Genomic DNA, 10,979 nt, shown 5'->3' with positions numbered 1-10,979 from the left:
CCGCTCTCCGAACGGGAGCGGGGCGCCGGCTTCGCGGCGACAGCGTCGGGCGCGATACCGCCGGTACCGCTTCCTCCTCCGCCTTGCGGAGAACGCCGCGACGCACGATCAGCCCTCTCCAGACGGGGGGCGCCGGCTTCGCGGCGACAGCGTCGGGCGCGACACCGCCGGTACCGGCTTCCTCCTCCGCCTTGCGGAGAACGCCGCGACACACGATCAGCCCTCTCCAGACGGGGGCGCCGGCTTCGCGGCGACAGCGTCGGGCGCGACACCGCCGGTACCGCTTCCTCCTCCGCCTTGCGGAGAACGCCGCGACGCACGATCAGCCCTCTCCGAACGGGCGCGCCGCGCCGGTTTCGCGGCGACGGCGAGGGCGCGAGATCGCCGGTACCGGCTTTGTCCTCCGCTCTGCGGAGAACACCGCGGCGCCCACAGGCGGTCAGTTGCGGGAGATGCGGGGGGCGTAGCCGGCGTCGGTGAGGACCTGGATGACGCGGTCGGCGTGCTCGGGGCCGCGGGTCTCGACGCTGATCTCGATCTCGACCTCGCTGATCTGCATGCCCCGGCCGTGCCGGGTGTGCAGCACCTCGACCACGTTCGCGTTCGCCTCCGAGATGAGCTCCGCGATGCGCGACAGCTGCCCCGGACGATCCGGCAGCCCGATGCTCATCTTGAGGTAGCGCTCCGACGCGGCCAGGCCCCGGCTGATCACCCGCTCCATCATCAGCGGATCGATGTTGCCGCCCGACAGGATGACCGCGGTCGCTCCGGCGTCGCGGATCTTCCCCGTCAGGATCGCCGCGATGCCCACCGCGCCCGCGGGCTCCACCACGAGCTTCGCCCGCTCCAGCAGCACCAGCAGAGCCCGGGCGATGTCGTCGTCCTCGACGGTGACGACCTCGTCCACCATCTCGCGGACGATCGCGAAGTTCAGCTGCCCCGGCTTCGCCACGGCGATGCCGTCGGCGATCGTCGGAGAGATCGTGATCGCGGTCGGCTCGCCGCTCGCGAGCGAGAGGGGGTACGGCGCCGCGTTGGCCGCCTGCACGCCGATGACGCGGAGCGTGCGCCCCTCCTCGGCCGCCTTCTGCTTGGCCGCCGATGCGACCCCGGCGATGAGGCCGCCTCCGCCGATGGGCACCACGATGGTCTCGACGGCGGGGGCCTGCTCGAGGATCTCGAGGCCGACCGTGCCCTGCCCGGTGATCACGTCGGGGTGGTCGTAGGGAGGAACGAAGACCGCGCCGGTGCGCTCGGCGAACTCCGCCGCCGCCGCGAGCGCCTCGTTGAAGATGTGCCCGCTCAGCACCACGTCCGCGCCGTAGTCGCGGGTGGCCGCGAGCTTGGGCAGCGCGACGCCGATCGGCATGAAGATCGTGGCCTTGATCCCCAGCTCCCGCGCCGCGTAGGCGACGCCCTGCGCGTGGTTGCCGGCCGAGGCCGCCACGACTCCGCGGGCCCGCTCCTCCGGGGTGAGCCGCGACATCCGGAACACGGCTCCGCGAATCTTGTAGGAGCCGGTGCGCTGGAGGTTCTCGCACTTGAGGAACACGGGCGAGCCGAGGACCTGCGCGAGGAAGGTGCTCGTCTCCATGGGGGTGGCGGCGATGACGGGGGCGAGGACGGCGCGGGCCGCCTCGAACTCGTGGAGGGCGGGTCCGACGACGCGGCTAGTCTGCATGCTCTGCGGCAACTCTCTCGGGGGTTCGGGTCGGCGAGCGCCAGGCTCCGCTCGCGACGTACTTGACCATGACGTTGAGCGTGGCCACGACGGGCACCGCGAAGAAGGCGCCCGCGATGCCGCCGATGATCGAGCCTCCGGCCACCGCGAGCACCACGGCCAGCGGGTGGACCTTGACCGCCGACCCCATGATCAGCGGCTGGAGGATGTGGCCCTCGAGCTGCTGCACCGCGAGGACGACGATCAGCAGGAAGAGCGCGATCAGCGGTCCGTTGTAGACCAGCGCGATGAAGACGGCCAGCGCCCCCGTCACCACGGCGCCGATGACCGGCACGAAGGAGCCGAGGAAGACGAGCACGCCGATCGGGATGGCCAGCGGGACGCCGAGGAGGAAGGAGCCGAGGCCGATGCCGACCGCGTCGACGAAGGCGACCAGGATCTGCACCTTCACGAAGTTGGTCAGCGTCACCCACCCTGCGCGGCCGGCGCCGTCGACGGCTCCGCGGGCGCGGCGCGGGAAGAGGCGGACGACCCAGCTCCAGATGTTCGGCCCGTCGATGAGGATGAACAGCGTCGAGAAGAGGGTGAGCAGCACGCCCGTCAGCAGGTGGCCGACGGTCGAGCCGACGCTGAGCGCGCCGCTGACCAGCATCCCCGAGTCCTGCTGCAGGGCCGTGAGCGCCTGCTGCGCGTACTGGTTGATGTCGGTCTCGGTGAGGTGGAGCGGCGACTCGAGGAGGAAGGCCTTGAAGTCGTCGTAGGACTGCACCGTCTGCCGGCTGAGGTCGTCGAAGCCGGAGTAGACCTGGGTGACGACGAGGAAGAGGAGCCCGCCGATCACCACGACGATCCCCAGCTCCGCCAGGACGACGGCGGCCCACTTGGGCCAGCGGTGGCGCTGGAGGAAGCTCGAGAACGGCACCAGGAGGGCGGCGATCACGATCGCGAGCAGGAGCGGGATGACGATCAGCCGCAGCTCGATGACGAGCAGCACCAGCACCGCGAGCGCCGCGACCACGACGAGGACACGCCAGGCCCAGGCGCCGGCGATGCGCATCCCGTCGCTCACGAAGGCCGAATCGGCGACGGGAGCGGGCCGGGAGGGGGCGGGCGGGGCGACGGGCGCGGCGGGCTGGACGGCGCGCGGGCCGGAGGTGCGGCGGGACCTGCCGAGTCTCATCTGCCCAGACTAGGCCCCGGCGCATACCCCGCGCGGTATCCCCGGGGAGTGCTCATGCGGCGGCGCCGACCGCCGCCTGCTCCGGTGCCGGACCGACCGTCACCGGGCGCCGCGCGGGCAGCACGCCGACCCGCTCCCCCGGCTCGAGGCGATGCCCCGACGCGTGCTGGACGGTGACCTCCTCACCCGTCGACAGCCGGACGGTCGAGCGCCGCACCGGCCCCAGGAAGCTCGAGGCGAGGACGACTCCGGACAGGGAGTCGGGAGCGCCGTCGGCCACGACGGCGAGGTCCTCGGGGCGGAGGAACACCGACGCGGGCCCGTCCGCCGCCGCCCCGTCGACGAGCGGCAGGCGCACGCCGAGCGCGAGGACCGATCCCGACGAGACCATCCCCGCGACCACCGTCGAGAGGCCGACGAAGCGGGCCGTGAAGGCGGTCGCCGGGCGCGCGTAGAGGTCCTCCGGTGCACCCAGCTGCTCGATCCGCCCGGCGTTCATCACCGCGACGCGGTCGGCGACGGCGAGCGCCTCCTCCTGATCGTGCGTGACGAAGAACGTGGTGATGCCGATCTCGGACTGCAGGCGCTTGATCTCGTCGCGCAGCTGGACGCGGACCTTAGCGTCCAGTGCCGACAGAGGCTCGTCCAGCAGCAGCACCCGCGGCCGCGTGACGAGGGCGCGCGCGAGCGCCACCCGCTGCTGCTGGCCGCCGGAGAGCTCGTGCGCGTAGCGGTCGCCGAGGGCGCCGAGGCCCACGACCTCCAGCGCCTCCCCCGCGGCCGCCCGGCGCTCGCGCGCCCCGACTCCCCGGGTGCGCAGCCCGAACTCGACGTTCTCGCGCGCCCGCAGGTGCGGGAAGAGCGAGTACGACTGGAAGACCATGCCCATGTCGCGCTTCGCGACGGGGACGTGGGCGACGTCCTCCTCGTCGACGAGGATCCGCCCCGCGTCGATCCGCTCGAGACCGCTGAGGGCGCGCAGGGCTGTGGTCTTGCCGCAGCCGGAGGGGCCGAGCAGCGCGATGAACTCACCCGGGGCCACGTCGAACGAGACGCCGTCGAGCGCTCGCGCGGAGCCGTAGTGCCGCTCCACGTCGACGAAGCGCACGCGGGCGCCGGGGAGGGTGGGAGCGGTCACGAGGAGCCTTTCGAGGAGCGGGCCCGGCCCGTCGGCAGGCCGATCCGCGCGAGGCGGCCGATCCCGAGCAGGAGGGCGAAGGCGAAGAGGAGCGAGAGCAGCGAGAAGATCACGGCGACGTAGGCGTCGGACTTCGACACCTGCACCAGGCCGGTCTGGAGGGTGGTGCGGCTGAGGAGCGAGGCGATCGTGTACTCGCCGAGAACGACTGCGACGGTGATCAGCGCGGCCGCGACCAGGCCCCGGCGCAGGTTCGGCAGGAGGACCCTCCCGAGCACCGCGAGCGGGTCCGCGCCGAGCGAGCGGGCCGCCTCCGAGAGCGTCACGGCGTCGAGACCGGCGAGGTCCGCCGCCACGGCGCGGTAGGCGTAGGGCAGGACCAGCACGCCGTAGGCGAGAGCGAGCGTCCACGGCGCGGAGCCGGCGAGCTCGGTGACCACGGAGTAGACCGGCGCGAGGCCGACGACGAGGACGATGGCGGGCACGGTCAGCGGGAGCAGACAGACCAGCTCCAGAGCCCGGCGCAGGCGCGGGAGCCGGATCTCGACGAGCAGCATCGTCGGCACCAGCAGGACCAGGACGATGAGGGCGGTGACGACGGCGAGGACCAGCGAGTTGCCGATCCCCTGGAACAGCGAGCGGTAGGCGCGCTCGTTCTCCGGGTCGAGGATCGCCGTCCAGTGCGAGAGGTCGTGGCCGTCGGCGCCGCGGAGCGTGAACTCCGCCATCGCGACGATCGGAACGGCGAACACCAGCCCGGTGATCACGAGCACCGCCCCGGACAGGAGCCGCGCGGGCCTCATCGCTGCCACCGCCGGGCCCGGCGCTGCAGCAGCGCGTACCCGGACATCAGGACCACCATCACCGCGAGCATCCCGAGCGCGAGGGCGCCCGCGAAGTTCTCGCGGCCCAGCACCGTCTCGCTGACCAGCGCGGCGCGGATCTGCAGCGGGACGATCTGCGCGCCCTGGCTGATCAGCGCCGCCGCGGTGGCGAAGGAGGAGAACGCGTTCGCGAACAGCAGCAGCACGCAGCCGAGGAACGACGGCGCCAGCACCGGGAGGGCGACGTGCAGCCAGTAGCCGAGCCGGCCCCCGCCGAGCACCGCGTTCGCCTCGGCCCACTCCGGGCGCAGACCCTCGAGCGCGGGCAGGAACGTGAGCACCATCAGGGGCACCTGGAAGTAGAGGTAGGGCAGGACGAGCCCGGGCAGCTGGTAGAGCCACACGCCGTCGGCGTACAGGTCGACGCCCGCTCCCGCGAGGAGGGTGGTCACCAGCCCCTGCACGCCGATCGTCGCGATGAAGGCGAACGCGAGCATCACACCGCCGAACTGCGCGAGGACGCTCGCCGCCGCATCGACGACGGTTCGGAGCGCCCCGCGCGGATCGGAGCCGAGCAGGGCCAGGCACACGACCGCGCCCAGCACCGCGCCGACGACGGCGGTCACGGCCGAGAGCCCGAGCGACGCGCCGAAGGCGGACAGCACGACGGGATCCCCGAGCGCCAGCACGTTCGCCGTGGTGAAGCGGCCGTCTCCGTCCGTGAATCCGGTCGCCACTGCGAGGACCGTGGGGACGGCCAGGAACAGCAGGACGTAGAGCGCGAAGGGGGCGACGCCCAGCACGGCCGGGGTGCCGCGCCGTCCCCGGGGCGCAGACGCCCCGGAGACGGCCTCGGCGGGAGCGGTGGTCACTGGATCGCCGCGGCCCACTTCTCGGCGAGGAGCGACGAGGCCGCCTCGGTCTGCTCCTCCGTGAACTGGACGAGGTCGGAGGGAGCGGCGCCGACGGCGTCGAGCGCGTCCTGGTCGACCGTGCCGGCCTCGGTCATCGCGGCCAGGCGCACCGGGTAGGCGCCGGCGGCGAGGTAGAGGTTCTGCGCGGCGTCGGAGTAGAGGTACTCCTGCCAGAGCCGCGCGGCCGCCGGGTGCGGAGCGTCGGCGTTGACCGCCTGGTTGTAGTAGCTGCCGACGGCGGAGCCCGGGAGGACGGTCGTCGTCCACTCGCGGGTGCCCTCGTTCGCCTTCCCGGCGGCGAGGTTGTTGTAGCTCCAGTCGAAGACGACCGGGGTCTCGCCCGAGGCGATGGTGGCGTCGGTCGGGTCCAGCGGCAGGAAGTTGCCGGCGTCGTTCAGCTTCTCGAAGAAGTCGATCCCCGCCTGGACGTCGTCGGCGGAGCCGCCGGACTGGAGAGCCGCGAGCTGCACTGCGGCCGCGGCGGCTCCCGCCTGGGTCGGGTCGCCGTTGATCGCGACCGAGCCGCGGTAGTCGGCGCCGAGGAGGTCCTCGAGCGACGTGGGCGCAGGCACGGCGGCCGCGTCGAACCCGATCGACATCAGGCCGGTGTAGTCGTTCACCCAGAGGCCCGACTCCTCCTTGTTCCCCTCGGGGATGTCGTCCCAGGACTCGACCTTGTACGGCGCGAACATGTCCGTGTTCGCCAGAGCGACGGCCGGCCCGAGGTCGAACACGTCGGGAGCGGTGTCCTGCCCGGCGAGGTTCTCCGCCGTGCTGATCTCCTCCGCGGAGGAGACGTCGGGGTCGGCGGAGTTCACGGTGATGCCGTACTCGTCCTCGAAGCCGCTGATCAGCTCGCCGTAGTTCGCCCAGGTGTCGGGCAGGGCGATGACGTTGAGCTCGCCCTCGGCCTTCGCGGCCTCGACCAGGGCGTCCAGCCCGCCGAGGTCCGCGGCGGACGTGGCGGACGCCGCGTCCGCGCCGCCGCCGTCGGACGAGGCGGTGGCGCCGCCGGAGCAGGCCGAGAGCGTGAAGACGAGGGCGGTGCCGGCGGCGGCGACCGCGGCGGTGCGCGACAGGCGCTGAATGGTCAAGGGTCCTCCAGGAGTCGGGTGGGCCGCCCCGGTGGGACGGCCTCGGGCACGGTAGGAGCGCCGCGAGTCGGCGAGGGAGCGCGGCGGTGAATGCCGGGCGAACGCCGGGGGCCGAATCGGGGACGGCGATGTCGGGGGCGTTCGCTAGCGTGGGCGGACCATGACCGAGCAGCTCTCCCCCGCGCTGGCGCGCCGCATCGCCCTGGCGGCGCAGGGGTTCGGCCCCCGTCCGTCCCGGGTCGACGCGCGCCGGGTGCGCGCCGCCGTGGACCGGATCCGCCCGCTCCAGCTCGACTCGGTGAACGTCTTCGAGCGGAGCCACTACCTGCCGCTGCTCGCGCGGCTCGGCCCGTACGATCGCTCCCTCCTCGACGCCGCGGCCTTCTCCCCCGACGGCCCCTACGTCGAGTACTGGGCACACGAGGCCGCCCTCGTCCGCCGAGAGGATCTCCCGCTCTACCGCTGGCGGATGGAGCACTACCGCCGGGTCCGCCTGCCCGAGCACGAGGGCTGGGCCCACGAGAACCGCGCCACCCTCGACTGGCTCCGCGCCGCGCTCGCCGACGGTCCCCTCCGCGCCTCCGAGATCGAGCACGAGGCCAACGTCCGCACGGGCCCCTGGTGGGGCTGGTCCGACATCAAGCGCGGCCTCGAGGTCCTGTTCCGCTGGGGCGAGGTGGTGACGGCGGGGCGCACGCGCTTCGAGCGCTCCTACGGTCTCGCCGAGCGGCTCCTCCCGAGCGCGGTGCTCGATGCCGACGTGCCCCTCCCCGACGCCGTCCGCGAGCTCGTGCGCCGGGCGGCCCGGGCCCACGGGATCGGCACCCTCGGCGACCTGGCCGACTACCACCGGCTGCTCCAGTCCCCCACGCGCGTCGCGATCGACGAGCTGGTCGAGGCGGGCGAGCTCGAGCGCGTCGAGGTGCGCGGCTGGGAGCGGGGCGGGCGACCCGTGCCGCTCTGGCGGCACGTCGACGCCCGACGCCCCCGCACGCTCCGGGCGGACGCGCTCCTCTCGCCGTTCGACCCCGTGGTCTGGCACCGGCCGAGGGCCGAGCTGTTCTTCGGCTTCCACTACCGGATCGAGATCTACACCCCGGCCGAGCAGCGGGTCCACGGCTACTACGTCCTCCCCGTGCTCCTCGACGACGTGATCGCTGCACGGGTCGACCTCAAGAGCGAGCGCAAGCGCCGGGTCCTCCTCGTGCAGGCCGCCTGGCTCGAGCCGGGGGCCCCGGCCGACACGCCGGAGCGGCTCGCCGCACTGCTGGTCGAGGCGGCGGCCTGGCAGGGCCTCGACGCCGTCGAGGTCGTCGGTCGCGGCGACCTCGCGGCCGCCCTCGCCGCAGCACTGAGGAGGATCGCGTGAGCGCGCCCGGCGGCGTCCTGGCGCTGGCGCTCTCGGAGCGCTGCGTCGCCCGTCTGCTCGAGCGCGGGAGCGTCGTCGGGGTCGGCACGGGCGAGCTCGCCCATGCGGCCGGCGTCTCCCTCCGGACCTTCCACCGGTACCTCGGCGGGAAGGAGGACTGCGTGCGCCCGGTGCTCGCCGCCGCGATCGCCGCGATGGGACGCGCCCTCCTCGAGCGACCGGCCGCCGAGCCGCTGAACGCGGCGCTCGGTCACGCCTTCGCCGCGGCGGCCTCCGGTCCCCAGCTCGACCGCACCCTCCGGCTGATCCCCCTGCTCACCGAGACCTCGGCGATGCGCGCCGTCTGGGCGCAGTCGCTGCACGACGGCGAGGAGGCGCTGACGCCGTTCCTCGCGGAGCGGATGGGGCTCGGCCGCACGTCCCCGCACCGGGCGGCCGTCCTGGCCACCGTCGTCCTCGCCCTGGTCCGGCGGGCGCTGGTCGACGCGGCCGCGAGCGGCATCGACCCGGCGCCGGTCTTCGCCGAGTACCTGACGACCGTCGACGGCGGTCCGCTCGCGGCTCCGACCGGATGACGTCCCGTCCGGCGCGGTGACGGGCGCACCTCTGACCGAAGCGGGATGCGGTGCGGGGCGGCGCTCGTCGACGGGGCGTCGGCCGGATCGGCCTGCTAGAAGCGCGAGCCCATCTCGGAGAGGCGGGCGACGCGATCCGCGATCGGCGGGTGGGTCGCGAAGAGGCGCGCGACCACTCCCGGCTTCGACGGGTCGGCGATCCAGAGGTGCGCCATCGAGCTGTTCTGCCGCTGCATCGGCCGGCCCGCGGACTCGAGCTTCAGCAGGGCGCGGGCGAGGGCGTCGGGGTGGCGGGTCGTCAGCGCACCGGTGGCGTCGGCGAGGTACTCGCGCTGGCGGGAGATCGAGAGCTGCACGACCGAGGCGACGATCGGCGCGAGGACCATCGACACCAGCCCGACGACCAGGAGCGCCGGGTTGCCCCCGCCGTTGCCGTTGCCGCCCCGCCCGAAGAAGGCCAGGCGGAGGAAGGCGTCCGAGAGGAAGCCCACCGCGACGACGAGACCGAAGACGATCATCGAGACGCGGATGTCGTAGTTGCGGACGTGGCCCAGCTCGTGGGCCATCACGCCCTCCAGCTCGGCGTCGTCCATGATCGCGAGCAGGCCGGTCGTCGCGGCGACGACGGCGTGCTCGGGATCACGGCCGGTCGCGAACGCGTTCGGCGCCGGGTCGTCGATCAGGTACACCTTCGGCATCGGCGTGCCCGTCGCTATCGAGAGGTTCTCGACGATGCGGTAGAGCCTCGGCTCGTCCGCCTTCTCCACCGCCACGCCGCCGCTGAGCGCTACCGCCTGGCGAGCGGCGAAGAAGTACTGGAAGAACGCGTACCCGGCGGCGATCACGAGCACCACCACGACGATCGTCGTGCTGCGGTAGACCGCTGCCGCCAAAGCGCCCAGGCCGCCGATGATCGCCAGGAACAGGACGAGGATCAGGACCGTGTTGCGCTTGTTGCGGGCGATCGCGCTGTACACGGCGGCTGCCTAGAACTGGACGCGCGGGGGCTCCGAGATCGCGGCGAGATCGCCGACCTCGAAGAACTCGCGCTCCGAGAAGCCGAGCCGGCGCGAGAAGAGCGTGTTCGGGAAGACCTTCACCTTGGTGTTCATCTCGCGTACGCCGCCGTTGTAGAAGCGCCGGGCCGACTGGATCTTGTCCTCGGTGTCGACCAGCTCGCCCTGCAGCTGGAGGAAGTTCTGGCTCGCCTGCAGCTGGGGGTACGCCTCCGCGACCGCGAAGATCGACTTCAGAGCGCTCTGCATGTGGTCCTCGGCGACCGACGCCTCCGCCGGGCCCTGGGCCTGCAGCGTCTCGGCGCGAGCCTGCGTCACCGACTCGAAGACCTGGCGCTCGTGCGAGGCGTAGCCCTTCACGGAGTCGATCACGTTGGGGATCAGATCCGCGCGGCGCTTCAGCTGGACGGTGATGTCGCTCCACGCCTCGTCCACGCGGACGTTGAGGGTGACCAGCGAGTTGTACGTCGCCCAGAGGTAGACCCCGAGGATGACGACGAGCGCGACGACGACGATGAGCGGGACGAGCCATTCCATGCCGTCCAGTGTAGGGACGGCGCGCTCCCCGGCACCTGTCGATGAGGCGCATTCGCAGGGGCGGGTCGGCCCTACTTGAGGGTCTTCTGCAGCAGGACGGTGCTGAGCCAGCGCTCGAACTTGAAGCCGACGCGGCCCATCCGGCCGACCTCGACGAATCCGAACTGCGCGTGCATCGCCAGCGACGCCTCCGCGCCCTTGTCGGCGATGACGGCCATGATCTGACGGATCCCCACGGCCTTCGCGCGCTCGAGGAGCTCGACCATCAGCGCCCGGCCGAGGCCCTTCCCGGTGGAGGCCGCCCGCAGGTAGATCGAGTTCTCCACGGTGAAGCGGTACGCCCGCTTGGAGGACCACGGCGACACCATCGCGTAGCCGAGGATCTGGCCCGACGGCGAGACGGCCACGATGAAGGGCAGCCCGAGCTTCTGGTTGCGGGAGAACTTCGTGCGCCACTCCTTCAGCGTCGAGTCGTCCTCGTCGAAGGTCACCACCGTGTTGCGCACGTAGTGGTTGTAGATCTCGCGGATGTCCGGGAGGTCGGCGTCGCGGGCGTCGCGGATCTCGAACGAGAAGCCGGGCTCGGGAGGCGGCGCCTTCCGCAGGTGCGGCGGCAGGACGCGCCGGCTCTCGTACTCTTCCTCAAGCATC

General features: G+C 72.7%; 11 protein-coding genes. 2 read left to right on the top strand and 9 right to left on the bottom strand.

The window, feature by feature from the left end; genetic code table 11:
* Nucleotides 1-439: 439 nt before the first annotated feature.
* The 6 genes from ilvA to C5C30_RS00525 are packed head-to-tail and all read right to left on the bottom strand — an operon-like array spanning nucleotide 440 to nucleotide 6,831.
* Complete coding sequence (gene ilvA, locus C5C30_RS00550) at nucleotides 440-1,681, bottom strand: threonine ammonia-lyase (protein ID WP_104332982.1); 1,242 nt, start codon at nucleotides 1,679-1,681, stop codon at nucleotides 440-442.
* The gene (locus C5C30_RS00545) at nucleotides 1,671-2,861 is read right to left on the bottom strand and encodes an AI-2E family transporter (protein ID WP_104332981.1); all 1,191 of its coding nucleotides are present in this window, start codon (nucleotides 2,859-2,861) and stop codon (nucleotides 1,671-1,673) included. Before C5C30_RS00545 ends, ilvA begins: the two co-directional genes overlap by 11 nt.
* 52 nt (nucleotides 2,862-2,913) lie before the next feature.
* Nucleotides 2,914-3,999 carry an ABC transporter ATP-binding protein gene (locus C5C30_RS00540; protein WP_104272605.1) on the bottom strand — a complete coding sequence of 362 codons (1,086 nt, stop codon included), beginning with the start codon at nucleotides 3,997-3,999 and terminating at the stop codon, nucleotides 2,914-2,916.
* A complete protein-coding gene (locus C5C30_RS00535) occupies nucleotides 3,996-4,802 on the bottom strand; it encodes an ABC transporter permease (protein WP_104332980.1) in 807 nt (268 codons plus the stop codon). The genes C5C30_RS00540 and C5C30_RS00535 overlap by 4 nt, the downstream gene beginning before the upstream one ends.
* A complete protein-coding gene (locus C5C30_RS00530; protein ID WP_104287673.1) occupies nucleotides 4,799-5,695 on the bottom strand; it encodes an ABC transporter permease subunit in 897 nt (298 codons plus the stop codon). The genes C5C30_RS00535 and C5C30_RS00530 overlap by 4 nt, the downstream gene beginning before the upstream one ends.
* Nucleotides 5,692-6,831, bottom strand: coding sequence for an ABC transporter substrate-binding protein (locus C5C30_RS00525; protein ID WP_104283387.1), 1,140 nt, complete (start codon nucleotides 6,829-6,831; stop codon nucleotides 5,692-5,694). Before C5C30_RS00525 ends, C5C30_RS00530 begins: the two co-directional genes overlap by 4 nt.
* A 160-nt stretch (nucleotides 6,832-6,991) precedes the next feature.
* Between C5C30_RS00525 and C5C30_RS00520 the strand changes: the two genes are divergently transcribed.
* Nucleotides 6,992-8,200: a winged helix-turn-helix domain-containing protein gene (locus tag C5C30_RS00520; RefSeq protein WP_104332979.1), complete on the top strand. Its 1,209-nt coding sequence runs from the start codon at nucleotides 6,992-6,994 to the stop codon at nucleotides 8,198-8,200.
* Nucleotides 8,197-8,775, top strand: a complete 579-nt coding sequence (locus C5C30_RS00515; RefSeq protein WP_104224435.1) for a TetR/AcrR family transcriptional regulator — start codon at nucleotides 8,197-8,199, stop codon at nucleotides 8,773-8,775. Before C5C30_RS00520 ends, C5C30_RS00515 begins: the two co-directional genes overlap by 4 nt.
* A 95-nt stretch (nucleotides 8,776-8,870) precedes the next feature.
* Here C5C30_RS00515 and C5C30_RS00510 read toward each other — a convergent pair whose 3' ends face one another.
* The 3 genes from C5C30_RS00510 to C5C30_RS00500 form a co-directional block, all read right to left on the bottom strand.
* On the bottom strand, nucleotides 8,871-9,752 hold the full coding sequence (locus C5C30_RS00510; RefSeq protein ID WP_104224436.1) for a M48 family metalloprotease: 882 nt from the start codon (nucleotides 9,750-9,752) through the stop codon (nucleotides 8,871-8,873).
* Nucleotides 9,753-9,761: 9 nt separating this feature from the next.
* A complete protein-coding gene (locus C5C30_RS00505) occupies nucleotides 9,762-10,328 on the bottom strand; it encodes a LemA family protein (RefSeq protein ID WP_104225511.1) in 567 nt (188 codons plus the stop codon).
* A gap of 71 nt (nucleotides 10,329-10,399) precedes the next feature.
* Nucleotides 10,400-10,978, bottom strand: a complete 579-nt coding sequence (locus C5C30_RS00500; RefSeq protein ID WP_104332978.1) for a GNAT family N-acetyltransferase — start codon at nucleotides 10,976-10,978, stop codon at nucleotides 10,400-10,402.
* Between the last annotated feature and the right edge of the window lies 1 nt (nucleotide 10,979).

Origin of the sequence: Rathayibacter sp. AY2B5, assembly GCF_002931645.1 — a bacterium.
Taxonomy (GTDB): domain Bacteria; phylum Actinomycetota; class Actinomycetes; order Actinomycetales; family Microbacteriaceae; genus Rathayibacter.
This window is presented reverse-complemented; position numbering and strand designations above follow the sequence as displayed.

Coding starts and splice junctions, on each gene's coding strand:
- ilvA (WP_104332982.1), bottom strand. CDS start 1,681: ATGCAGACTAGCCGCGTCGTCGGACCCGCCCTCCACGAGTTCGAGGCG.
- C5C30_RS00545 (WP_104332981.1), bottom strand. CDS start 2,861: ATGAGACTCGGCAGGTCCCGCCGCACCTCCGGCCCGCGCGCCGTCCAG.
- C5C30_RS00535 (WP_104332980.1), bottom strand. CDS start 4,802: ATGAGGCCCGCGCGGCTCCTGTCCGGGGCGGTGCTCGTGATCACCGGG.
- C5C30_RS00520 (WP_104332979.1), top strand. CDS start 6,992: ATGACCGAGCAGCTCTCCCCCGCGCTGGCGCGCCGCATCGCCCTGGCG.
- C5C30_RS00505 (WP_104225511.1), bottom strand. CDS start 10,328: ATGGAATGGCTCGTCCCGCTCATCGTCGTCGTCGCGCTCGTCGTCATC.
- C5C30_RS00500 (WP_104332978.1), bottom strand. CDS start 10,978: ATGCTTGAGGAAGAGTACGAGAGCCGGCGCGTCCTGCCGCCGCACCTG.